This window comes from Paraburkholderia sp. GAS348 (assembly GCF_050434205.1).
Taxonomy (GTDB): domain Bacteria; phylum Pseudomonadota; class Gammaproteobacteria; order Burkholderiales; family Burkholderiaceae; genus Paraburkholderia.
In genome coordinates this window covers 218,231-240,708 of record NZ_JBNPVT010000009.1, presented here as the reverse complement: position 1 = coordinate 240,708, position 22,478 = coordinate 218,231, and the positions used below count along the sequence as shown (strand labels likewise).

General features: G+C 60.9%; 21 protein-coding genes. 14 read left to right on the top strand and 7 right to left on the bottom strand.

Annotation, left to right across the window (positions count from 1 at the left end; all coding sequences use genetic code 11):
* Positions 1–38 precede the first annotated feature (38 nt).
* From P3T22_RS18095 to P3T22_RS18085, 3 genes are all read right to left on the bottom strand, one after another.
* Entirely contained in the window at positions 39–971 is a 933-nt protein-coding gene (locus P3T22_RS18095; RefSeq protein ID WP_429325689.1) for a SphA family protein, read from the bottom strand.
* A gap of 150 nt (positions 972–1,121) precedes the next feature.
* On the bottom strand, positions 1,122–1,670 hold the full coding sequence (locus P3T22_RS18090; protein WP_429325688.1) for a cupin domain-containing protein: 549 nt from the start codon (positions 1,668–1,670) through the stop codon (positions 1,122–1,124).
* A 52-nt stretch (positions 1,671–1,722) separates the two neighbouring features.
* The gene (locus tag P3T22_RS18085) at positions 1,723–2,505 is read right to left on the bottom strand and encodes an HpcH/HpaI aldolase family protein (RefSeq protein WP_429325713.1); all 783 of its coding nucleotides are present in this window, start codon (positions 2,503–2,505) and stop codon (positions 1,723–1,725) included.
* Positions 2,506–3,046: 541 nt separating this feature from the next.
* On the opposite strand from P3T22_RS18085, the gene P3T22_RS18080 reads away from it, so the two are divergent.
* The 3 genes from P3T22_RS18080 (at position 3,047) to P3T22_RS18070 (ending at position 5,843) form a co-directional block, all read left to right on the top strand.
* A complete protein-coding gene (locus P3T22_RS18080; RefSeq protein ID WP_429325687.1) occupies positions 3,047–3,544 on the top strand; it encodes a DUF305 domain-containing protein in 498 nt (165 codons plus the stop codon).
* The gene (locus tag P3T22_RS18075) at positions 3,541–5,028 is read left to right on the top strand and encodes a YncE family protein (RefSeq protein WP_429325686.1); all 1,488 of its coding nucleotides are present in this window, start codon (positions 3,541–3,543) and stop codon (positions 5,026–5,028) included. Before P3T22_RS18080 ends, P3T22_RS18075 begins: the two co-directional genes overlap by 4 nt.
* Before the next feature lie 503 nt (positions 5,029–5,531).
* Positions 5,532–5,843 (top strand): hypothetical protein, encoded by a 312-nt coding sequence (locus P3T22_RS18070; RefSeq protein WP_429325685.1) that lies wholly within the window; start codon positions 5,532–5,534, stop codon positions 5,841–5,843.
* A 92-nt stretch (positions 5,844–5,935) separates the two neighbouring features.
* Here P3T22_RS18070 and P3T22_RS18065 read toward each other — a convergent pair whose 3' ends face one another.
* The 3 genes from P3T22_RS18065 to P3T22_RS18055 all read right to left on the bottom strand — a co-directional run bounded on the left by P3T22_RS18065 (position 5,936) and on the right by P3T22_RS18055 (position 7,636).
* On the bottom strand, positions 5,936–6,145 hold the full coding sequence (locus P3T22_RS18065) for a hypothetical protein (RefSeq protein WP_429325684.1): 210 nt from the start codon (positions 6,143–6,145) through the stop codon (positions 5,936–5,938).
* A gap of 34 nt (positions 6,146–6,179) precedes the next feature.
* Positions 6,180–6,344, bottom strand: coding sequence for a hypothetical protein (locus P3T22_RS18060; RefSeq protein WP_429325683.1), 165 nt, complete (start codon positions 6,342–6,344; stop codon positions 6,180–6,182).
* Between the two features lie 446 nt (positions 6,345–6,790).
* On the bottom strand, positions 6,791–7,636 hold the full coding sequence (locus P3T22_RS18055) for an IclR family transcriptional regulator (protein ID WP_429325682.1): 846 nt from the start codon (positions 7,634–7,636) through the stop codon (positions 6,791–6,793).
* A gap of 90 nt (positions 7,637–7,726) precedes the next feature.
* On the opposite strand from P3T22_RS18055, the gene P3T22_RS18050 reads away from it, so the two are divergent.
* The 4 genes from P3T22_RS18050 (at position 7,727) to P3T22_RS18035 (ending at position 12,377) form a co-directional block, all read left to right on the top strand.
* The gene (locus tag P3T22_RS18050; protein ID WP_429325681.1) at positions 7,727–10,102 is read left to right on the top strand and encodes a cytochrome P450/oxidoreductase; all 2,376 of its coding nucleotides are present in this window, start codon (positions 7,727–7,729) and stop codon (positions 10,100–10,102) included.
* Positions 10,103–10,216: 114 nt separating this feature from the next.
* A complete protein-coding gene (locus P3T22_RS18045; RefSeq protein WP_429325680.1) occupies positions 10,217–10,861 on the top strand; it encodes a hypothetical protein in 645 nt (214 codons plus the stop codon).
* An 11-nt stretch (positions 10,862–10,872) separates the two neighbouring features.
* Positions 10,873–11,787, top strand: coding sequence for an NAD(P)-dependent oxidoreductase (locus tag P3T22_RS18040; protein ID WP_429325712.1), 915 nt, complete (start codon positions 10,873–10,875; stop codon positions 11,785–11,787).
* The gene (locus P3T22_RS18035; protein WP_429325679.1) at positions 11,784–12,377 is read left to right on the top strand and encodes an HD domain-containing protein; all 594 of its coding nucleotides are present in this window, start codon (positions 11,784–11,786) and stop codon (positions 12,375–12,377) included. Before P3T22_RS18040 ends, P3T22_RS18035 begins: the two co-directional genes overlap by 4 nt.
* Here P3T22_RS18035 and P3T22_RS18030 read toward each other — a convergent pair.
* Positions 12,371–13,291 (bottom strand): LysR substrate-binding domain-containing protein, encoded by a 921-nt coding sequence (locus P3T22_RS18030; protein WP_429325678.1) that lies wholly within the window; start codon positions 13,289–13,291, stop codon positions 12,371–12,373. The two genes, P3T22_RS18035 and P3T22_RS18030, sit on opposite strands and share 7 nt — an antisense overlap.
* Before the next feature lie 199 nt (positions 13,292–13,490).
* Here P3T22_RS18030 and P3T22_RS18025 point away from each other — a divergent pair, with 199 nt between their 5' ends.
* From P3T22_RS18025 to P3T22_RS17995, 7 genes are all read left to right on the top strand, one after another.
* A complete protein-coding gene (locus P3T22_RS18025) occupies positions 13,491–13,949 on the top strand; it encodes a MarR family winged helix-turn-helix transcriptional regulator (RefSeq protein WP_429325677.1) in 459 nt (152 codons plus the stop codon).
* Positions 13,950–14,010: 61 nt separating this feature from the next.
* The gene (locus tag P3T22_RS18020) at positions 14,011–14,946 is read left to right on the top strand and encodes a LysR family transcriptional regulator (RefSeq protein ID WP_429325711.1); all 936 of its coding nucleotides are present in this window, start codon (positions 14,011–14,013) and stop codon (positions 14,944–14,946) included.
* A gap of 277 nt (positions 14,947–15,223) precedes the next feature.
* Positions 15,224–16,732 carry an MFS transporter gene (locus P3T22_RS18015; RefSeq protein WP_429325676.1) on the top strand — a complete coding sequence of 503 codons (1,509 nt, stop codon included), beginning with the start codon at positions 15,224–15,226 and terminating at the stop codon, positions 16,730–16,732.
* Between the two features lie 15 nt (positions 16,733–16,747).
* Complete coding sequence (locus tag P3T22_RS18010) at positions 16,748–17,821, top strand: efflux RND transporter periplasmic adaptor subunit (protein WP_429325675.1); 1,074 nt, start codon at positions 16,748–16,750, stop codon at positions 17,819–17,821.
* Positions 17,818–19,326, top strand: coding sequence for an efflux transporter outer membrane subunit (locus P3T22_RS18005; protein ID WP_429325674.1), 1,509 nt, complete (start codon positions 17,818–17,820; stop codon positions 19,324–19,326). Before P3T22_RS18010 ends, P3T22_RS18005 begins: the two co-directional genes overlap by 4 nt.
* Positions 19,327–19,751: 425 nt before the next feature.
* On the top strand, positions 19,752–21,182 hold the full coding sequence (locus P3T22_RS18000; RefSeq protein ID WP_429325673.1) for an efflux transporter outer membrane subunit: 1,431 nt from the start codon (positions 19,752–19,754) through the stop codon (positions 21,180–21,182).
* Between the two features lie 117 nt (positions 21,183–21,299).
* Positions 21,300–22,469, top strand: coding sequence for an efflux RND transporter periplasmic adaptor subunit (locus tag P3T22_RS17995; protein WP_429325672.1), 1,170 nt, complete (start codon positions 21,300–21,302; stop codon positions 22,467–22,469).
* Positions 22,470–22,478: the final 9 nt, after the last annotated feature.

Below are 22,478 nucleotides of genomic sequence, written 5' to 3'. Positions count from 1 at the left end.
GTATTACTCCATAAACGGACGACGTTCGGTCGTGGACATCAGAAGCGGAAGTTCAGATTGGCGAATACTTTGTATCCCTTCGGAATCGTGGCGCGATTCGGCCCAGGATTGCCGCCCGACGCGCTGGCGCTCACGTCTTTGGTCGCCCAGAGATTCAGCACGACCGGCCCGAAGTCGTAGCCGACCAGGCCGCCCACCGCGAAAAGGTTGTAGCTGCTCACATTGATCGCGTTGTGATAGAACGCGCTCGACGTATCGTTGGTCACCTGGCCGACATACGACGTGACCGGACCGACCCGCCATTTCCCGAAGGCTTTCGTGGCGACGAAATCCGCGTGAAGAATATCGCCGGTGCGGTATTCGGTTTTCGTATTCGGCGTGTTCATCTCAAGCGAGAAATTGGCCGTCAGATTCCACCCGTCTTTCAGATATGAGAATGCGAGCAGGGGCTGTACGATCCACCAGGGCGCGCCCGGATCACCGAGCCCGTTGGGCCCGGAGATGGTGCCGTCCGGAACGGTGACGCCAATACCGGTCTTCACGAAGAGCCCGGTATTGCCCAGTGCCCAGCTCAATTGCACAGGCGCGATGAAAGTGTTGCGCACGCCACCGCTTTGCACGTTCAATGGAGCACCGGCGTCGGCCATTGTGAACGGCTGCACAATCAGGGCTTCGTAGCGGGCGCCGAAAAAGGTCCAGTCAGGCGTCCAGAGGACGCCCGTAACCGCTGACGCCACGCGGATCGGCGTCGCACCGCTGGGATCGCCAGGACCGTAACGGTGTGCCTGGGCTGTATAGACCTCGTTGAAGCTGTAGAAGCCGGGCGCGGGCGTGGCGGCGGTCATGCCCAGAACCACTCCGGGTGGCATCGACCAGCCAGGGTAGCCGGCTTCGTAGGCGTGCGCTGACTTGCCGCCCATCATGGCGGCCCCTGCGAGCGCAACGCACCAGGCATATTGACGTGATTGCATGAATGTCTCCTCCTTATCGGCCTGCTTCTTATCGAGCGGCTTCTTGTCTCGCGCCGACTTGCCGTGCGGCGGGCGCGATGTCGGTATCGCAGGCCCGACCCGGCGCCGGCATCGCGGCTGACGCGAGCCTCGTGCCCCTGAATGGCTGTGTTAGCGGATCTGCTCGCGCTGCGTGGCGTCGATCATGCAACCGCACAACAGACACGGTTCGTTCGAACGATTGCTCCACGCGTGATTGGTGCCGCGGATCACGACGGTGTCGCCTGGCTGCATCAGTACTTCGTCGACGTCCGTCACCAGGTAGATCTCACCCTTGATGCAGGTGAGGCAGTCGAGGGTGTCGGTGCGGTGCATGCTCGGGTGGCGAGCCAGGTCTTCCGCGCTCGGCTGATGTTTCTGCTGCACCTCGAGGTTCAGCTTCCTGAGTTGTTCGACGTGATGTGCCTTATCCGCGGTGTCGGGCGGAATCTCGAGCGCGCGAAACAGCAGGCCGCCAGGGAAAGGCTCACGTGTTGTCACCTCGTTTGCGCGGTCCCATTCAATGCTGTTGTCCACCGGGACCTCGCGCGCGCTCCACAGCGTTGCGCGATAGAAAATCCCCGGGTTGTGCTGGACATTGGTGGCTTCGTCCAGCAGCACGGCTGATTTGCCGTCCGCATTCGGACCTACGACATAACGCTTCCAGTTCCATTTGGTCATTCAGGTTCTCCTTGATCGGGTCTGTGCCGGGATCCAACCGGCGGTGCTGGTATCAGTCGGGAAAGGCGCTGACCGGCGCAGGCGGCCGTTTGAAAGCCGACCCTTCAATGCCGGCATTGAGCGAGGCGACGGTCTGCTCGCAGAAGCGCCGGAACCCAAGCGTGTCGAGGCCGAGGCAGAAAATTCGCACCCCGTCGTCGAGCGACTTGCGGCAGGCGGCGGGCGAAGGATCGAGAACCGGTCCGCCGATCACCGCGACACCATGCTTTTGCGCCGACCGCAGCACTGTCCGGTAGGCCTCCTGGACGCGCGGGCTTTTCATCATCAACGTGCCTTCGTTCATCGCGTAGGCAAGATCGCCCGCGCCGAAGACGATGATCTTCACTGCGTCGAGCGCGCAGATTTCGTCGATGTTCGCCACCGCCTCCGGATGCTCGATCATTGGAATAAGCGCGACCTCCGCGTTGTTCCAGGCGGTGTACTCGTCGAAGTTCCTGAACGCGTAACGGGCCGCGCGAGTTGCCGGGCAAATGCCGCGTTCGCCGATCGGAGGGAAAAAGGCGAACTTCGCGGCCTCCTTGACGTCTTCCGCCGAGCGAACCATCGGCAAAAAGATGCCCACGGCGCCTGCCTCGAGGGCACGACGAATGCCGGTTTCGTCGGAACGGTCCGGCACGCGCACGAAGGGCGCGAGGCCCGCGCGCTCGGCAATGCGCACGCTGTTTTCCAGCGCGCGCACGTCATTGCCCGAGTGCTCGCCGTCGATCATGACGAAGTCGAATCCGCTCAGGCCCATCACTTCGATAAGCGCCGGATCGCCCGTAAAACACTGCATGCCGAGCGGGATCTCATTGCGCTCCAGCATTTCCAACAGACGGTTTCGCATGAACATCGGATATCTCCTGCGTAATTTGAAGGTGCAAATGGTCCGAAGGTGTTTTCTATAAATACCAAGTCACCAGGTGACTATATCACTCCGGAACAGGACTTAAGCGACGGATGGGGTAAACGATGAATTGCGGAGGACGATGCGATTCCTGGTGTCGTCCGACCAGCGACGTGCGAGAAGCCAACACGGTCGTGCGATTTCTTTGCAAAAAAACCGACCTCACCCAGCGCTAGAATCTGCTCGATTAACGCGCTGGCTTCGCTCGGGCGGCCTTGCGGTTAGAGCGCCGTGGGGCGCGCACATTGTTTTTTGCGTCGGGAGGGGGCTTCGCTGGAGGGGTAGGTGAAATGTCGTTTCTAGCGGCATGCGTCGTCGGACGAAAAATATGCTGGACAACAAAATTAGTTCTTGACGTTCGGAATAAGTCGGCGCCCGATGGGTTCACTCCATTGAAGCTTGTGCCAACACGAAAAGGAGGGACACCCTTATGCCAGTCTCGATCCGTTTGTCTGTCCCAGTGGTACTGAGGGCAGCCGTCGCACTTGCCATGTCTGGAGTTGGAATACTCCCGTCGTTCGCCGCCGGACCGCAGGCCGCGAGCTCAGACGAGGCGCCGTTTCTTCAAGAGAATGACGCCGCGATGACGAAGATGATGGCCGACATGTCGATCAGGCCGACGGGCGATGTTGACCGGGATTTCGTCGCGATGATGGTGCCTCACCACCAGGGCGCCATTGAGATGGCACAGGCCGAATTGCGCTATGGACGCAACGAGCAATTACGCCGTATCGCGCAGGAAATCGTCGTCGAGCAGCAGCAGGAGATTGTTGCGATGCACCTCGCGCTTGGTCAGCCCCTGCCGCCGTCGACACCCGCACCAGACCAGCAAGAGCCTGCTTCCTCATCCGCGGGGGACGCACACGCGATGTCCCACCACGGCATGCAGATGAACATGCTGAACCACACGCAAAAGGAGCCGCAATGAAACACACGTCCCTTCTTACTTCGGCGCTGACCATGGCAGCACTGACCGCAGCCCAGTTCGCATGGGCTGGACAGGCCCCTGGTTTGTCGTCCGACCCGGATATTCCGGTCAGCCACCATGACCGCGTCTATGCCGCCGAGCAATTCTCGAACACCGTCTCCGTTATCGATCCGGCGGACAACAGGGTGGTCGGGGTGATTCGTCTGGGAGACCCGTCGCCAGGCAACTTCAGCCCGTTGTACAAAGGCCAGTTGCTCGTGCACGGCATGGGGTATTCGCCCGATCACCGCACCATTGCTGTGGTGTCCATCGGCTCGAACTCGGTGTCCTTCATCGATACGCAGACGAATGCGGTCAAGCACGTCACATACGTTGGCCGCTCGCCTCACGAAGCTTTCTTTACGCCTGACGGCAAGGAGGTTTGGGTGACTGTGCGCGGCGAAAACTATGTGGCCGTGCTTGACGGTACAACGTATGAAGAAAAAACCCGGATCACCGTGCCGGCCGGCCCGGGCATGCAGATTTTCTCGCCAGACGGGAAGTATGGCTACGTGTGTTCATCGTTCAACCCCGAAACGGAGGTCATCTCGGTTGCTGACCACAAGATTGTCGGCACGGTGAAGCAGGCAAGCCCATTCTGCCCGGACATCGCTGCGACCCCGGATGGCAAGCAGATATGGTTTACGCTCAAGGATGTGGGCAAGACCCAGGTGTTCGACGCGCGGCCGCCATTCGGGATTCTCAAGACGCTCGACACAGGTCCAATTACGAATCATGTGAACATCGTGCACAACGCCAACGGCACGTTCGCGTACGTGACCGTCGGAGGGCTGAACCAGGTCAAGGTGTTCCGAAACGATGACTTCTCGCAGGTTTCGACGATTTCTGTCGGCAACCTGCCGCATGGGCTATGGCCGTCCGGTGACGGCAGCCGTATCTACGTCGGCCTCGAAAATGCCGATGCGATGACCGCCATCGATACGCTGACGAACAGGGTAATCGCGACCGTGCCCATCGGCCAGGCGCCGCAGGCTGTCACCTATGTACCGAATGCGGTCCCGGAAGGAGACGGCACGCAAAATACGCAGCCGCTCGGTCTCGCCGGGCAGAGTACGCACCTGGTCCTGGTTCCCGTGGGCTCGGGCAAGTCGGTGGACGTCGCTAGCGCACCCACGACTGTCGCATTGTTCGACCAGGGTCTCGTGCAGGTCCTTCAGGCGGCCGTCACTGGCCTGCAGCCAAAGCAAGCGTATGTGCTGGGCCTCGCAGACAACTCTGACGGCACCGGCAACATAGAAGCGCTGGCGAACTTCATGACCAATCCAGCCGGCTCCGCAATTGTGAATGCGCTCGGCCAGATCCGCCAGTTGGTCACGCCCGGCGTGGGCACCGCGGGCGACAGGCACCGCTACCTCGTGATTGCGCCGCAAGTTTCAGGCAAGCCGGGAGCCCCGGTACAGGTCCAGGCGCTGCTCGCGTCGTAGGTCAATCTCGCTGCGTGCGTCACCGGCCCAGGCGGAGTTCGGTGACAGTTGAGTTTTGCCCCAGCGTGTCGGTTGCTGAATGGCAGCGCACTTCCGGGTTTGGCCAAACGACGACCGTATAGAACGGTCGCTGTGGCCATGTGTCACCTCCAGTTGTTTTAGGTACGAAGGTGACGAGCAGCAGGCATGCCAATGGGTCTCTGACTGCGATGCAATTGAGGTCCGGTTGATTTACGTGGTCTTCGTGGCTTCATCGGATCGACGGGTATCATTTCCTCTGGTGGCCCGAAACGACCCGCGGGTACCTAAGCCCCCGCAATCCGCCAAACAGGCCGCCGAATACCCGTCGCTTCGCCCAATTGATTTCCACGTCCCGCGCTACACTGTGTTTCCACAGACGAAACAGACTCGAATGTGACCGCCATTTCGTCGAAGTCGCGGGCAAAGCCGGGGCCGTCCGAGGCCGCAGCCCTTTCGGTTACCCCATTCTGACGGATGTCAATATGATTCCACTCGGTGCAGCATCCACGCTACTCAGCGGCGTGAGCAGCGTCATCCGTTCCGGGCTGTCGACGCTGACGGGCCAAAGCTCCGCAAGTGAATCAAGCCAGTCGAGTTTTGCGGCACACCTCAAGACCGCAACGTCACAAAGCAGTCTTGGAAAAAGCGAGCATCACCATCACCATCACGCATCTGGCGCACGCAGCGCGATAAACGCATTGACAAATTCTTCGCCATCGCCGTTACAAGGCACGCCTGGTGCCGGTATGAGACCGGGTGTCGCAACCGGCTCCGTCATCAATATCAGTGCCTAAACGGGCACCGAAGGCCGACTGGGTGACGCATTGCCAAAAAAGCGTTGTCCTTAAACGAGCCGCGCAAAAATCGTCGCCTCCTGGTAACTCGTTCAATGAATCGAGTCCCGGATGCTGATGAGACTATGCGAGTCCATCCAGTCGTACGATCCACTGCTGTGGGCCCACGCCCAGTTCCTTGCCGCTTCACGTTTTTTGCCGACCGCCTGTGCAACCTCTTCGGAGGACGAACTTTCGTCATACTTGTCGTTCGTGCGTTCAACGCGGCCGATGTTTCTTGAGTTGGATGAGTCGTAGTTCATTGCGATTCCTGATTGAGATTGCTGTCAACGCGCATCAATCCTGCTCCACCAGCTCGTCGTGCATCGACGCTGCGAGAAGCTCGGCGAAGCGCTCAAGCGCCGCGACTGAGCCGTGCACTGTGCGGTACTCCTGACGTCCAATCTTCGCGTCAAGAACCACCGTCATTCCCGATTTCCGAGCCAGGTCAAGGATGTTCATCTACTGCTCCACATCGTTGAATCATGTGATTCAGTTAGTACTCTGATGCGCGTGAACGGTTTTTCCACACAATCCATTCTAAGTACTATGCGCTGGACATCAACGCAGCCACGGTGAATTCACAGTTTTCAAAACGACAACAATAGAGACCGCAGCCGGATGCGGCGAGGTCCCATCCGCATTCCGAGCCGTTGGGTCGTGCGCGACCGAGAAAAAGATCTGCAGCAGGCGGTGACTGGCGATCAGAAGCGCCAATAAATCGGGTGGCGGTTCTACTCTTCTCCTGGAAGCGGCCGTTGAACCGGGGCTTGCTCGAACGGCCGGAGAGGGGTCGCTTTGCGACGGTGCCTCTGATGTGCCCTGCCGGCCTGCAGGGCAGGGTACCTGGCTGTAGCCAAGGAAGAATCTAATCTTCGGGGACAGCCTGGGTCCAACAGGGACACGTATCAGACGCAACCAGAAAATGCCTTGGCGTGATCCGGCACATAGCCGAGCGCGGCGCTGATCGCTTCGGCTTCCTTGCGCAAGGCTGTCGCAATCGGACCGTCAATCGAGGAGTCGAACCCACCCGTTGCCCCCAGCGCAGTAAGCGACGCGCAAAGGTGCCCGTTGGCATCGAAAAGCGGCGCGGCGACTGCGCTTATTCCCTTCAGATTCGTATCTTTGACCGTGGCGCAGCCCATTGCGCGAACCTCGCGTTGCAGCTGTCCTATCGGATCGGTTGGATCGAGTAGCGCGCGCAAGTCGGCGGGGGCGCGCGCGAGTTCTTCTTTCGCCAGTTTTCGAACTCGCGACTCATCGAGTAAGGCGAGAAAGAGTCGCCCTGTCGCGGACCAGAGTAACGACATGACCGAGCCCGCGCGCACATTCACCGTGACAGGTAACCCCGGCTCCTCAAAGCGAATGATCGTCGGTCCGTGATTGCCCATTACGGCAATGAAGCACGTCACTTCCAGGCTCTCGCGTAAGCGCACCAACGACGGTTCGGACAAGCGAATGGGGTCCGCCACGCGCATTGCTGCAAGACCGATGGAAATGCACTGGGGTCCCAGGCAGTACTGCTGCGTTGCCGCGTCCTGAGTAACGAAAGACTCTTCCATCAGGCTTGCCAGGTAGCGATGGACTTTCGCCGGATTCTCGTGCAGATGGGCGGCGAGAGCGGTCAGCGTCGCACGTCCCCCAAGGGCGGCCAGCTCCTTTAGTACGAGCATCCCGATGGACGCAGACTGCACGCGTTGCCGGCGGTCCCGCGCAGCGCGGTCACCCGCCTGCTTTTGAGAATTATTTTCCATTTCGTCATCTTAGCCGATCGGGAGCGGCAGCCGGTATGGCAAGGTTTACCCGGATCACGTGATTACGCATTGCGTATTATAGTTACGCAAATGACATCACATCTGGAGAAGAGCATGGCCGCAGTCGCACCTGATCTCGGTGTATCGAAGTGTCCTTTCCATGGCGCGGCGCCCGACGCCGCGCTTTCCCCCAGCGGTTGCCCGGTGAGCGCACGCGCCGCTGCGTTCGATCCGTTTGAGGACGGTTATCAGCAGGACCCGCCCGAATACGTGCGCTGGGCCCGTGAGCAGGAGCCGGTTTTCTACAGCCCAAAGCTCGGCTATTGGGTCGTCACGCGCTACGACGACATCAAGGCGATCTTTCGCGACAACATCACCTTCAGCCCGTCGATCGCGCTCGAGAAAATCACGCCGACCGGCCCCGAAGCGAACGCGGTGCTGGAGTCGTATGGCTACGCGATGAACCGCACGCTTGTGAACGAAGACGAGCCAGCGCACATGCCGCGCCGTCGTGCGTTGATGGATCCGTTCACACCGGAGGCGCTTAAGCACCATGAACCGATGGTGCGCGAGCTCGCGCGCGAGTACGTAGATCGGTTCATCAACGACGGCCGCGCCGACCTTGTCGACCAGATGCTGTGGGAAGTCCCGCTCACGGTTGCGCTGCATTTTCTTGGCGTGCCCGAAGAGGACATGGACACGTTGCGCGAATATTCGATCGCACATACGGTGAACACGTGGGGCCGCCCGAGGCCGGAGGAGCAGGTCGAGGTCGCGCATGCGGTCGGCAAGTTCTGGCAGTTCGCGGGCAAGGTGCTAGACAAGATGCGCGAAGACCCGTCCGGCCCGGGCTGGATGCAGTACGGCATCCGCAAGCAGAAGGAACTGCCCGACGTGGTGACGGATTCCTATCTGCACTCGATGATGATGGCGGGCATCGTCGCCGCGCATGAGACGACGGCCAACGCGACCGCCAATGCGATGAAACTGCTCTTGCAGCACCCGCAGGCATGGCGCGACATCTGCGAGGACCCGAGCCTCATTCCCAACGCGGTCGAGGAATGTCTGCGTCACAACGGATCGGTCGCCGCGTGGCGCCGGCTTGCGACGAAAGACGTCACCATCGGCGGCATCGACATCCCGGCGGGCTCGAAGCTGCTCATCGTGACTTCGTCGGCCAATCATGATGAGCACCAGTTCGCGGATGCCGACCTCTTCGATATCCGCCGCGAGAACGCCAGCGGTCAGCTCACCTTCGGTTATGGCTCGCATCAGTGTATGGGCAAGAACCTTGCGCGCATGGAGATGCAGGTCTTTCTCGACGAGTTCACACGCCGGCTGCCACACATGCGGCTTGCCGAACAGCGCTTCACGTACGTGCCGAACACGTCGTTTCGCGGGCCGGAGCATCTCTATGTGGAATGGGATCCTGCGCGGAATCCGGAGCGCCACGATCCATCCGTGCTGAAGCCGTGCGCAACGGTGCGGATCGGTGAGCCATCGTCGCATGCGGTGAGCCGGGCGGTGATCGTCGACAGCTTGTCGGCGTGCGCGGATCGTATCGTGCGTGTACGGCTCGTCTCCCCAGATGGCAAGCCATTGCCGCGCTGGGCGCCGGGTTCGCATATCGATGTCATCTGCGGCGACACCGGACTCTCGCGCCAGTATTCGCTTTGCGGCGATCCGCGGGATCGCAGTGCCTTCGAGATCGCGGTGCTGCGAGAGCCGGAGAGCCGCGGCGGATCGGCCTGGATCCATGCCAACGTCAAGGCAGGCGATGTACTGAAGATTCGCGGCCCGCGCAATCACTTCCATTTCGCTGCCGATGCGCGCAGGGCGATCTTCATCGCGGGTGGCATTGGCATCACGCCGATCAGCGCGATGGTGCGAGAAGCAAAGGATCGGGGTATCGACTACGCGATTCATTACAGCGGGCGGCGTCGCGCATCAATGGCGATGCTCGACGAGCTGGCCGCGTTGCACGGCGAACGCCTCCATGTGCACGTATTGGAAGAAGGCGCACTCAACGATTTCACGTCACTCTTCGCGCAACCGGACGAGCACACGCACATTTATGCATGCGGCCCGGCGGGGATGCTCGAAGCGGTGGAGGTGAGCTGCGCGCATTGGCCGGAAGACGCGCTGCGCGTAGAGCGTTTCGTATCGACGAAGACCACCCTCGACCCGTCGAAGGAACATGCGTTCGAGATCGAACTGAAAGACTCCGGCCTTGTGATTCCGGTCGCCGCGGACCAGACGGTGCTCGCGGCGCTGCAGCAGGCAAACATCGACGTACAGAGCGACTGCCGGGAAGGCCTGTGCGGGTCGTGTGAGGTACGGGTGCTGGCAGGCAAAGTGGACCATCGCGACATGGTGCTCACGCGCGCCGAGCGCGAAGCGCACAACCGCATGATGACCTGCTGTTCGCGCTCGTGCGGCGGTGAACGGCTCGTGCTCGAACTGTAAACACGCAGCCGGTTTAAGACCGCCGGCGCATACGGGCGAGTCCCACGATCTGGAAATCTCAGTTCCGGGGGAACGTTCACAACTATTGGTAAGGATGCCGTAATGTATAAACTGATGAAATGGGCCGATCAACTGCTTCCCGGCGCGAAGACGATTCCGGAGGTACCCGCGCAACACTCGATGGTTTATATCGCGTCGGGCTCGGCTCTCGTCAATGGCGTGGAACTAGCGGCGGGCAAGGCCTGCTATGCCGAGGAAATCCTGACCGTCGAAGCGGGCAACGTGGGTGCGGAATTGTGGCGATGGGGACTGGTTCACGACGACGGCGGCCTCGGGCTGTTGAGCGGTACGGGTGTGTTGTCCAGACTGCGAATGGCACGGCGCGTAAAAATGTTCGAGATGATGCCTACCTCGAAGTGGCTATTCCGACTCGATTGCATCGTCGGGTTCGAAGGAACAACCGGACTGCACTCCCATCCCGGTTCGGGAATTCGCTGCTTGATCGAAGGCGATCTTCGGACCGAATCGGAAAAAGGGGAGAACACAGTCAACACCAGACGAGGGGATGTCTGGTACGAGGAAGGTGCCTATCCGCTTGTTTCGACGGTGCGGGACGGGGCGAACACCACCTTTCTGCGCGGAATGATTCTTCCTCCGGAGTATTTGATCTACGGCGAGACGGCGACATGGATTGAGGGGGCCAAGGCCAAGTATGCCGAGTGGAAGCCGTTGGAGCAGCGGGTCGTCAGTCTGCGATAGGGGCATTGAAAATGAACACTATCCAACACGTCGGCTTCATCGGCCTCGGGCGTATGGGCCAGGCGATCGTGCCGCGGCTTCTGGGTGCCGGTTTCAGCGTCACGGTATGGAGCCGTACCGCCTCGCGGTGTGAGCCCGTCATTTCGGCGGGCGCCACGCTTGCGGAAACCCCCGAAGCGCTCGTACGCACCAGCGATCTCGTGTTCACCATGCTTCATGATGACGCAAGCGTGCTCGACCTCTATGCGCGCCTCGCACTGGTGGCAGACGGCCGTCGATTTCTCGAAATGAGCACGGTGCGGCCAAGCACGCACCGCCAGGTAGCGGGCATCGTCGCGCGACATGGGGGCGTTTATACCGACGCGCCTGTTATTGGAACCGTCGGGCCCGCTCGGGCCGGCCAGTTGGTCAGTATGCTTGGTGCGCCGGCGAGTGACGAGCCGTTACTGGGACCGGTTCTCAAGGCCTTCTCCCGCAAACAGTGGTGGCTGGGATCGGTAGGGTTGGGCGCGGCGATGAAGTTGTCGCTGAACCTGATTCTTTGTAGCTACTGGCAACTGCTTGGCGAGAGCCTGGCGTTGGCCGAGCGTAGTGGCCTGCCGCGCGAACTCATGCTCGAGGCAGTGATCGACAGCCCGGCCGCCCTTGCCATGTTGCCGGCCAAAAAAGAGGTCGTCCTGGGCGGGAATTCGACCGCAGCATTCGACGTGGCCGGCCTCTACAAGGACATGCACGCGATTGCTGCCGAAGCTGCAGCCCTTGACGTGCCGATTCCCGCGATGCAGGCGGCCATGGCTCAGGTCATGCAGGCAATAGGCCAAGGCTACGCCTCGCGAGATGTCGCGTCCTTGACGCCTTACTTCATCGAGGCGGTGAACGCCGCTGAGCAGCAGCCCAAATCTGAATCTTCGCGGAAGGCATCATGATCACTGACCACGAGCCCACATTTACGCACCTCGGCCATTCCACAGCCGAAGACTGGCGCGCCCTGATGGCGCATTACAACGATCACGTCTCCCGATTGCCCGATCGGATCATGGCGCACATGCGGTTGATGGCGGGCGACTTCGGCGGCTTTCCCGTGGACCGCCTTACCCACTCGCTGCAGACCGCTACGCTCGCCTATCGCGATGGGCGTGATGAAGAATACGTTGTCTGCGCTTTGCTGCACGACCTGGGTGACCTTCTGGGATCCTTCAATCACCCTGACTTTGCAGCGGTCGTTCTTCAGCCGTTCGTGTCCGAGGCGAACCATTGGATGGTCAAATACCACGGAATTTTCCAGGGATACTACTTCTTCCATCATTTGGGCCTGGACAAGAACATGCGCGACGAGCATCGTGACAGTCCGTACTTCAAGCAGACCGCCGAGTTTTGCGCGCTCTACGACGGTGCAGCCTTCAATCCCGATCTGGAGTGCATGCCGCTGGAGGCGTTCGAACCTATGCTGCGCCGGGTCTTCGCGAAGCCAAAAAACTCCGGCGTGTACGCAAGGATGCAGCCGAGCGGTCAGTGATCCGAAGTCGTGCGAGGCTTGAACGCGGGGGCGCCTTTCAGGCTGCGTGCACAGTCCATATAGGCACGGACTGCGCCGCTCGTCTCGTCGGCTCGACTGAGTCGGACGAGTTCTGCGAAATTGGAGACGCCGGAGAGGGGCCGCATGCTCAATCCGGGCATCGCCATCCTGGAGAGCACAGCGGGAATCATCGCGACTCCCAGTCCGGCAGCCACCATTGCGAACAGAGCGTTCGTGCTTGATGCGCTTTCGATGATGCGAACATCGTCACCCAGGATCGCGCGCACCAGCGCCACGGATCCCTCCCCATCTTTCTCGGTCACGGGGAGGATGATTTGCTCGGCTTGCAGGTCTCGCGCCGAGACACGCCGTTTCGAAGCGAGCGGATGGTCGTCCGCCATCGCGACGGCGAGTGGCCAGCGCCCCACGCGCTCTGCACGAAATCGCGAATCACTAGCCAGCAAGACGCTCGGACTATAGGTGACGTCCAATTCGCCGTTGAGCAATGCTTCGGCCAGTTGTTGCGGCGCGACTTCGTCCAGATGCACTTCCACTTCCGGGTAAAGCTGACGAAAGCGCCGCAAGTCGTCTATCAGTTCGCCGCCGTAGACGGCGGATCCAACAAAGCCGATTCGCACACTGCCGATTTCGCCCTTCAGCGAACGCTGGACGTCCGAACGCACCCGGTCGGCTTGCGCGAGCAGACGCCGCGCATCCGCAAGCAAAATGCTGCCGGCCTCGGTCAGTACCACGCGCCTGCTGGTGCGCTGGAAAAGCGGCCCGCCGAGTTCCTCCTCCAGCGAACGAATCTGCATGCTCAACGCAGGCTGCACGATGTGGAGGCGTTCTGCCGCGCGTCCGAAATGCTCTTCTTCTGCGACGGCAACGAAATAGCGTAGATGGCGAAGGTCCATGTTAACTCTCACGATCAGATTATCTGATCAATCTGTCAATTCAATCTATTTTACATCCATCTTCAAACAAGCGAACCTCTCGCTCGACAACTCAGTGAATTTCGATAAACGGGCCGAAACCAGGCCGCGCTTCGTTACGCTCGTCTTCTTGGGGTTCGTATCGCCTGAGACGGACGGCGTGTTGAATAAGTGAAAGACAATGGCAACTCCCAATACGACATCGCAGACCGATTTCGACAATGCCGAAATCGCCAGCGATTTTCTTCGCCTCGTTTCCCGAGCCAATGCCGTGCTGGCAAACTCGATCTCGCGGCGCGCGATGCAAGCGCTCAATGTCACGGCAGTGCAAGGGCGTTTGCTGTTTCTGGTCGATCGGTATGGGCTTTCGCATGCCGGCGAAATTGCGCGCGAATGTAATGTCGACCCAACCGCGATTACACGCCTGATCGAACGTCTCGTCAGAAACGGCGTCCTCACACGAGCACGTTGTGTGCTGGACCGGCGCATGATTCGACTCGTCCTGACGCCGCAAGGCCAAGCCGTAGCTGACCAGATGCCGGCGATATTCACGGATGTCTACAACGAAGTGCTGGCCGACTTCAGCCCGGATGAGCATGCCTTCTTCAAGGCGATGTTGCGTCGCCTTCTTGCTTCGTGAGGCATCGTCAGGGCCCGGTTGCGCGTTGAACCGCTTCTCGCAGCAGCTACATTCTTCTGTCATGCAATTTCCTGACCTCAATCTTCTCTTTGCCCTTGACGTGCTGCTCGAAGAGGGATCCGTCGTGGCCGCCGCGCGCCGCATGAACCTGAGCGCGCCGGCCATGAGTCGCACCCTGGCGCGCATTCGCGAGACAATCGGCGACCCCATTTTCGTCAAGGTCGGGCGCAAGATGGTCCCCACACCGCGCGCGCTGACGTTGCGAGAACAGGTCCATCAGTCGGTGCAGAGTGCACGCCGGCTGCTAGAGCCTGAGCATGAAGTCGATCTGCCGACTCTCAAACGAGATTTCAATCTGCACGCGAACGATGTCTTCATCAGCGCGTTCGGTCAGGCCCTGATGGAGCGGCTTTGTGCCGAGGCGCCGCACGTGCTGCTGCGCTTTTCTCCAGAGCAGGACAGGGAGGACACGGTGCTGGAGGACGGCAAGGTCGACCTGTACATCAGCGCTATGCGTCCGATGGGTACGGACGTTCACGTCCAGTCTCTATTCACGACGAAATTCGTGGGGATGGCGAGGGAAGCGCACCCCATCTTCGATCACGAGATCACGCCGGAACGCTTTGCACGATACGAACAGATCAGCGTATCGCGGCGTGGGCGCCCGAACGGCCCGATCGATGTGGCCTTGCAGCGGTTGGGCTTATCACGGCGAGTGTCCCTCGTGGCTCCGACGTTCCATTCCGGCGTTTTCATGCTCGGAAGTTCGGACTTGATCGTGACCGTACCCGAGCACGTTGCGTGGGCGGTACGGCGGATGAGTCTGCGAGCACGGTCGTTCGAGCTGCCGCTGGCGCTCGAGACGGTGGTCGTTGTCCAGGCGTGGCATCCGCGATTTCAGAGCGATAGTGCGCATCAGTGGCTTCGACGCATCATTCGCGAACTGTGCGCCGGTCACGTGAACGGCGCGTCCGGCGTTATGTTGCCTGCGCAATGAGTGCGTTTGGCGCACGGCAGTAGTGCAAAGATTTCAATTTTCGTATTGATCCGCCGTACCTAGACTTGCCGCATTGATATGTGGTCTGCAGAAGGGGAACGGTGAAGTCTATGCTCATGCCGATCGACGCCATTGTGGCGTCCATGCTGTGGCGGGTCGTAACGTGGCGGCGGACATGAACAATGTCGCGCTTGCGCTCCGGCAAACCGAGTCTCCTTCGAAAGCTCCCGCCAGTGCCGCTTCGCCTCCGGCGTTTAGTGCGCGAATTCTCGTCGGCATGGGCGGCATTCTCCTCGCAGTTGTGATCGCGCAGATCAACGACCACGTGACCGAAATCGCGATGGGCGATATCCGCGGCGCCATGGGGATCAGCCATGACGACGCCTCCTGGCTATCCACGCTTTATCAGGTTACCCAGGTGTCGGCAATGATGTTTGCTCCCTGGTGCGCGACGACATTCTCCCTCAGGCGCTTCACGATCGGTGTGGTGGCGGTGTTTGCCGTGCTGGGGCTCGTCTTTCCGTTTGCCTTCTCCACCAGCGCGCTTTACGTATTGCGCGTGCTGCAGGGCTTCGCCGGTGGTTGCCTTCCGCCCATGCTGATGACGGTCGCGCTACGTTTCCTGCCCCCGGGGATCAAGCTGTATGGGCTTGGCGCCTACGCGTTGACCGCTACGTTCGCCCCGAATCTCGGCACGCCGCTCGCCGCGTTGTGGACTGAATACGTTGACTGGCGATTCCTGTTCTGGGAGATAGCGCCGCTCGGCTTGCTTTCCATTCTGATGGTCGCCTGGGGGCTTCCGCAGGACCCTCTGCGTCTCGAGCGCTGCAGGCAGTTTGACTGGCGCGGGGTGTTACTCGGATTTCCTGCGCTCGGAATGCTCGTCGCCGCGTTGGGGCAGGGCACGCGACTGGGCTGGACGGACTCGCCCCTGATCTGCATGTTACTCATTGGTGCCGCGATCATGCTCGTGCTGTTTCTGGTGAACGAATGGTTCCATCCGTTGCCGTTCTTGAAGATCCAGTTGCTGGCGCGGATGAACCTGACCCACGCTCTGATCACACTCGGCGGTGTCCTGCTCATATTCGTCGCGGTTGCGAGCGTTCCCGCAGCCTATCTTGCCGAAGTGAAGGGTTATCGCCCCTTGCAGAACACACCCCTTTCATTGTGCGTGGCGTTGCCCCAACTGCTGGCGCTGCCTTTGGTCGCCGCCTTGTGCAACATTCGCGCGATTGACTGCCGCTGGATTCTGGCCACGGGCATCGGTCTGATCGTGTTGACGTGCGGGGTCGGCAGCTACCTCACGTCGGACTGGGTGCGTGACAACTTCTACGTATTGCAGATCATTCAGATCTTCGCGCAACCGATGGCGGTCATTCCGCTTCTCATGCTGGCCACCAACGGAATGGCGCCGGCCGATGGGCCGTTCGCCTCCGCGTGGTTCAACACGATCAAGGGGCTCGCTTCGGTTGTGGGCACAGGCGTGACCGAAGGATTTTTCGCCATGCGTGAACATTTTCATTCGAACGTGCTCGTTGACCAGCTAGGTAACCGGCCGCAGGCGCTGGCCATGGCAAACGACGGGTTTGCCCGGGCGACAGGATTACCTCACCACGCTTTTCTGCCGCTTCTCGACGAGCGGATACGGGAGCAGGCGATGGTCCTCGCTTCGGCCGATGTCCTTCGGCTGATGGCGCTCGTTGCCGTAGCGCTGATTGTGCTGATCCCGGTGATCGCCCCGCGTGTTTATCCGCCCCGTGCCGCCGCCAGCAACCCGACCCGATAACGTCTCGTTTTAGCCATGTCTGAATCCATTCAAAGAAGAAAGCTGTATATCGTTGCCGCCGCCGTCCTGATCTTGATTGTGGTGTCGGGAGTGGTCGCAAGATTTGTCCTTTCGTCGTCATCGCAGACGACCGATGATGCCTATGTGACCGCCGATTTCACCGTGGTTTCGCCGCGCGTGGCCGGCCAGGTCACGGTCCTCTCGGTCGATGACAATCAGGTTGTCCGCCAGGGCCAGTTGCTCGCCCAGATCGACGACCGGGACTACAAGGCGGCGGTCGCTTCCGCGGAGGCGAATGTCGCAATGGCGAAAGCAGCCATCGACAATGCGTCGGCGAGTCTGGTCCAGCAGCAGTCCGTCATCGAACAGGCGAATGCCGCGCTGACCGCGGCCCGCGCGAACTATACCTTTGCCCGGGCTGACTACAACCGCTACACGGACCTGGCGAGTCACGGCGCGGGAAGCGTCCAGAACGCGCAGCAGGCACAATCGCGCATCGATACCGCGCAGGCGGACGTTTCGCGCAACGAAGCCACAGTGAAGGCCGCTCGCCAGCAGATCGCGGTTCTACAGTCCGACCGGGAGCGAGCACAAGCGGCCCTCGAACACGCACTAGCGGGACTGGACACCGCCCGTCTGAACCTGCAGTGGACACGTATCGTGGCGCCGGTCGACGGCATGGTCGGCCAACGCTCGGTGCGTCTCGGGGCCTATGTCACAGCGGGAACGCCACTGCTTGCGGTGGTCCCGCTGCAGCAAGCCTTCGTTATCGCCAATTTCCAGGAAACACAGCTAACTTCGGTGCGTCGCGGAGAGGCGACCGATATTCACGTGGATTCCCTTCCAGGCGTTGTGCTGCACGGAACGGTGGACACCCTGGCGCCGGCCACCGGCGTAACTTTTGCCGCGATCGCACCCGACAACGCGACTGGCAACTTCACCAAGGTGGTCCAGCGCATTCCGGTGAAGATCGTATTGCGTCCCGGGCAGCCTGCATTGCGGAGACTTCGCGTGGGCATGTCGGTAGAGGCGACCATTCACGTGGGAGGCTTGCGTGTGGACGAAGGCGGGGAGGGCGTCGCACGATGAGCACGCTCAGGGCCCGAATCGCCGCGGGGGCGCTTTTGACGGCACTTGCCGGGTGCACCGTCGGTCCGGATTATCATGAGTCAAAGGCCGTGCTGCCAGCACAGTGGACCGACCACGCGACCCAGGCGCTCCCGGTCAATCGCAGCCGCACTGTACCGGACGATGTCGACGCGCGCTGGTGGACAGCGTTCTCGGACGCGCAGCTTTCCTCACTCGTCGAGCGCGTAGCGGGCGCGAACCTCGACGTCAAGGTCGCCACGCAAAGGCTCATGCAGGCGAGGGCGGCCCGTGGCATGACCGGTGCCGACGCACTGCCCGCGCTGCAGGGCTCGGCGTCGTATCAGCACGCGCGTTCGAGCCAGAATGGGCTTGTGGACATCTCCGGGTTGAACGGCAGGAGTGACTATAACGTCTGGCAGCCGGGAATCGACGCTTCATGGGAGCTTGATGTTTGGGGACGCGTGCGCCGCGAGATCGAATCGGCTGACGCGTCGGTACAGGCAAGTGCTGACCTCCGTCGTGGCGTTCTGCTGTCGGCGTTGGCCGAAACGGCGTCCGATTACATCCAGCTGCGGGGGGTGCAGGCACAACAGGCCATCATCCGCCAAAACCTCGAAATCGCACGCGAGAGCCTGGCGCTGACGCAGATTCGCATCGCGGACGGGGTGGCAACGCACCTCGAAGCCGCACAGGCTGCGGCGCAGGTCAGTGAAATTGAGGCACGCCTGCCGGTGCTGGAAAACCAGCGTGTCCATCTGGTCAACGTGCTGAGCTTCCTGCTTGGCGAACCGCCGCGAACGTTGGAGAGCGAACTTGATGCCATGCATCCCATTCCTCCTGTGCCGCCTCGCGTGCCCGTCGGACTCCCTTCACAGCTGGCAGAGCGTCGTCCGGATATCAGGGAGGCGGAAGCGCGCTTGCACGCGGCAACAGCCGATATCGGCGTGGCGGTCGGAGACTTCTACCCACGGATCACGCTCTCGGCGAACCTGAGCCTTCAGGCCATGCATTTCGATGGTCTCGACGAGTGGAGTTCGCGCATGTTCGGTGTGGGTCCGGCGCTGACCGTGCCGATTTTCGAGGGCGGCCGGCTGAAAGGACAACTCGAGCTGCGCAAGGCACAACAGCGCGAGGCAATGATCGAATACCAGCGTGCTGTGCTCAACGCCTGGCACGAGGTTGACAACGCGATGAGCGATTACGGCACACGCCAGGCCAGGCAGGAGAAGCTCGACACCGCCGTAGTACAGGATCAGGTGGCTCTTGAGAACGTTCGTCGGCAATACGTTGCGGGCGCCACGGACTTCCTGAACGTCCTCGCGGTCCAGCGGGATCTGTTAGATACCCAGCAGGCGAAAGTCGTCACCAACACAGAAGTTTCACTCGCGCTTGTTGGCCTTTTCAAGGCACTGGGTGGCGGGTGGGAGACCTCCTTCCCGGTGCCATCTTCGGTGAAGCGCGACAACCCCTCAGACTACTCGAAGGCAGCGGCTTACGCGCCTTGAGCATGACCGTCCTGGCGGCAGCGCCGCCTGAGGAAACGCCACGTTGACCTCTTCTGCGAACGTGCTGCTATTGCACGTTCGCAGAAACCGCTTTGGGATAAGTCGATTCCCACCCGCCGCCAACTGCCTTGTAAAGAGCGACCCGCGTCGTGGCGATGCAGGTGACGTTATCGCTCAGATCCTGTTCGATACGATCAAATTAACTGATCGATCTGTCAATTCAATCTATTTTACTTCCACCTGCGAACAGGCGATCCTGTCGCTGTAAAACGCATGACGGTGAAAGCGGGCTCGCCCTTCGGGCGACCCTTACAAATAGGCTAAACATGAACGTTCTTTGCAGCTTGCGCGATGGCGCGCCGCGATGCCGGTGGCGCGCTTTCCGGCGTGTCGTGCTTTGCGGTTGCACGGTTGCCGCGACGCTAATGACCGCGGGTTGCGCCGTGGGGCCGGACTACCGCAAGCCGACGATCGATATCCCCATAGGCTTCAAGGAGGGCGTCGATTGGCAACGGGCACAGGCTGATCCACAGGCAACGCTCTCGAGCACGTGGTGGCGCGAGTATCACGACGATACGCTGACGCATCTGGTGGAAGAGGCGTTCAAGGCCAATCAATCGATCGCGCAAGCGGAGGCGGCGTACCGGTTGGCGCAAGCCACCGTGGCCGCCAATACCGCGGGTCTCTTTCCGACGATCTCGGCCGGCATCTCGGGGTCGCGTGCGGGAGCGGGTTCTGGCGCAGGCGCGGCAAATGGCAGTGCTTTGAATTCCGGAGTGCACAACACCGTCACTGCGGACGTCACCGCGAGCTGGGAGCTCGATCTATGGGGGCAAATCCGCCGCGAGATCGAATCGAGCAAGGCGAGTGCGCAGGCTAGCGACGCGCAATTGGCCGGGCAGCGTCTGTCGATTGCCGCAAGTGTCGTGAACGATTACTTCGAACTTCGCCGGGCGGACGTCGATATCGACTTGCTCGAGCAACAACAGCGGATCGATGCCGGCATTCTGGATATGACGCGGGCGAGTTACGCACAAGGCGAGTCGTCGAACGACAGCGTGCTGGCCGCGCAGGACAACCTGGAAATCGTGATCGCCGATCTTCAGACGACGAAGATCTCGCGCGAGCAGTATGAGCACGCGATCGCGGTCCTGACCGGCGTGCCGCCGGGCAAGTTTTCGGTCGCGCCTGAACCTCACTATGCCTTCGTCGCCCCAGCCGTTCCGCTTTCATTGCCTTCGCAATTGCTCGAACGGCGCTATGACGTTGTGAGCGCCGAGCGCACGGCGGCATCGGCGAACGCGAAGATCGGCGTGGCCAAGGCGGCGTTCTTCCCGAACCTGACGCTGTCGGCACAAGGCGGATTCCAGCATAGCTCGCTCGCCAATCTCTTCTCTGTGCCAAACCGCTTCTGGACGCTCGGTCCCGAACTGGCGGGGACGATTTTCGACGGAGGCGCCCGGACGGCGGCCGTGAACGAAGCTCACGCGTCGTACGACGAAGCGGTGGCGGCGTATCGCCAGGCGGTGCTGTCCGCATTCGGGAGCGTCGAGGACAGCCTGTCCTCTTGGAACCATCTTGCACAACAGGAACATGCGTTCGCGGATATCTATCAGCGCAACAAGCGGCTGTTCGAGAGCGAGCAGGCGCAGGTGCAGTTCGGCACCGCAAGCCAACAAAGTCTCTTGACCCAGCAACTTACGTTGCTGCTGGCGCAACAGAACCTCGCGGACACGCAGGCGTCGCTGACGTTGAGCAGCGTGACGCTGATCAAAAACCTGGGCGGAGGATGGGGATGGGATGAAGCAAAGGAGGCTCCTGCTGACGTCGCCACTTCTTCCGGGAGCAGCCGCTGACAGCATGCCCGGCAAGCTTGCGCGCTGTTCCCGTTTCTCGATCTTGCTCACACGGTTTCGATAATGTCACTACTTCTACGCTCACGCCTATCCATTGTTTCCATCGGCCTTCTCTCGTTGTTCGGCTGCGGCAAAAACGATCCACCGCCGGCGCCGCCAGCGCCGCAGGTCGGCGTCATGGAAGCCGAACCCAGCAACGTACCGCTGAATCACAGCTTCGTCGGACGCTTGTCGGCCTATTACAGCGCTAATGTCACAGCGCGGGTTTCGGGCGTGCTGACGAAGCGCCTCTACACGGAGGGCAGTGAAGTCAAGGCAGGACAAACGCTGTTCCAGATTGATCCCACCTACTACCAGACGGTGCTCGACAACGATCTTGCCACGCTCGCCCAGGACCAGGCGACCTTCGTCAACGATCGCACCACGGCCGAGCGTTTTCACAAGCTGTTGCCGATCGGCTCCGTATCGCAACAAACGGTCGACGATGCCGACGCGGCTGAACGCAGTGCCGCTGCCAAGGTCAAGGCAGACGAAGCCGCCGTCGAAGGCGCGCGTGTGAATCTCGGCTATACGAAGGTGACTTCGCCCATTACCGGTATTGCCGGTCAGCAACAGGTGACTGGCGGCGCCGTTGTCGGGACCGGCACGACCGATGCGGGTTCCGGTGGGACATTGCTTGCCACGGTCGAGCAGGTCGATTCGCTCTATGTGAACTTCACGATCAGCGCCGCCGATCTGATCACGCTGAAGCAGGCCCAGAGCAAAGGTGATGTCGCGCTCGCCGCGCAAAACAAGACCACCGTCCAGGTCATGCTGCCCAATGGCACGCCATACGACCAGCTCGGCACGCTGGATTTCACTGATGTTTCCGTGAACTCGACTACCGGTGCGGTCAGCCTGCGCGCGCAGATACCCAACCCGCAGCATCAACTGCTGCCGGGAATGTACGTATCGCTCAATGTTGACCTTGGCCAGCGTAACGATGTGTACCTGGTGCCCCAGCAAGCCATACAGCGCGACACGGTCGGTTCCTACGCGATGGTGGTGGGCGCCGATGGCAAAGTGGTCCGCAAGGATGTCGATACCAGCGATAGCTACCGTAGCGACTGGATTGTGACCGGGGGGCTGGCGCCCGGCGATCGAGTGATCGTCGCAGGTGTGCAGGGCGTACGTGAGGGGATGCTCGCCAAAACTACACCCTGGCGAGGTACCGACCAAGACACGAGGTTGTCACACGCCGGCCCGGCGCCGTCACAGGTCGGTCATCGTGCCGACAGTAAATCGTAGGGGGATCTC

What these genes read in the sequence shown, in the direction of transcription:
- P3T22_RS18015 (WP_429325676.1), top strand. Translation starts at nt 15,224, where the DNA reads ATGGGCGGCATTCTCCTCGCAGTTGTGATCGCGCAGATCAACGACCAC.
- P3T22_RS18060 (WP_429325683.1), bottom strand. Translation starts at nt 6,344, where the DNA reads ATGAACATCCTTGACCTGGCTCGGAAATCGGGAATGACGGTGGTTCTT.
- P3T22_RS18035 (WP_429325679.1), top strand. Translation starts at nt 11,784, where the DNA reads ATGATCACTGACCACGAGCCCACATTTACGCACCTCGGCCATTCCACA.
- P3T22_RS18040 (WP_429325712.1), top strand. Translation starts at nt 10,873, where the DNA reads ATGAACACTATCCAACACGTCGGCTTCATCGGCCTCGGGCGTATGGGC.
- P3T22_RS18010 (WP_429325675.1), top strand. Translation starts at nt 16,748, where the DNA reads ATGTCTGAATCCATTCAAAGAAGAAAGCTGTATATCGTTGCCGCCGCC.
- P3T22_RS18020 (WP_429325711.1), top strand. Translation starts at nt 14,011, where the DNA reads ATGCAATTTCCTGACCTCAATCTTCTCTTTGCCCTTGACGTGCTGCTC.
- P3T22_RS18065 (WP_429325684.1), bottom strand. Translation starts at nt 6,145, where the DNA reads ATGAACTACGACTCATCCAACTCAAGAAACATCGGCCGCGTTGAACGC.
- P3T22_RS18000 (WP_429325673.1), top strand. Translation starts at nt 19,752, where the DNA reads ATGACCGCGGGTTGCGCCGTGGGGCCGGACTACCGCAAGCCGACGATC.
- P3T22_RS18090 (WP_429325688.1), bottom strand. Translation starts at nt 1,670, where the DNA reads ATGACCAAATGGAACTGGAAGCGTTATGTCGTAGGTCCGAATGCGGAC.
- P3T22_RS18025 (WP_429325677.1), top strand. Translation starts at nt 13,491, where the DNA reads ATGGCAACTCCCAATACGACATCGCAGACCGATTTCGACAATGCCGAA.
- P3T22_RS18070 (WP_429325685.1), top strand. Translation starts at nt 5,532, where the DNA reads ATGATTCCACTCGGTGCAGCATCCACGCTACTCAGCGGCGTGAGCAGC.
- P3T22_RS18080 (WP_429325687.1), top strand. Translation starts at nt 3,047, where the DNA reads ATGCCAGTCTCGATCCGTTTGTCTGTCCCAGTGGTACTGAGGGCAGCC.
- P3T22_RS18005 (WP_429325674.1), top strand. Translation starts at nt 17,818, where the DNA reads ATGAGCACGCTCAGGGCCCGAATCGCCGCGGGGGCGCTTTTGACGGCA.
- P3T22_RS18045 (WP_429325680.1), top strand. Translation starts at nt 10,217, where the DNA reads ATGAAATGGGCCGATCAACTGCTTCCCGGCGCGAAGACGATTCCGGAG.
- P3T22_RS18075 (WP_429325686.1), top strand. Translation starts at nt 3,541, where the DNA reads ATGAAACACACGTCCCTTCTTACTTCGGCGCTGACCATGGCAGCACTG.
- P3T22_RS18050 (WP_429325681.1), top strand. Translation starts at nt 7,727, where the DNA reads ATGACATCACATCTGGAGAAGAGCATGGCCGCAGTCGCACCTGATCTC.
- P3T22_RS18085 (WP_429325713.1), bottom strand. Translation starts at nt 2,505, where the DNA reads ATGCAGTGTTTTACGGGCGATCCGGCGCTTATCGAAGTGATGGGCCTG.
- P3T22_RS18055 (WP_429325682.1), bottom strand. Translation starts at nt 7,636, where the DNA reads ATGGAAAATAATTCTCAAAAGCAGGCGGGTGACCGCGCTGCGCGGGAC.
- P3T22_RS18030 (WP_429325678.1), bottom strand. Translation starts at nt 13,291, where the DNA reads ATGGACCTTCGCCATCTACGCTATTTCGTTGCCGTCGCAGAAGAAGAG.
- P3T22_RS18095 (WP_429325689.1), bottom strand. Translation starts at nt 971, where the DNA reads ATGCAATCACGTCAATATGCCTGGTGCGTTGCGCTCGCAGGGGCCGCC.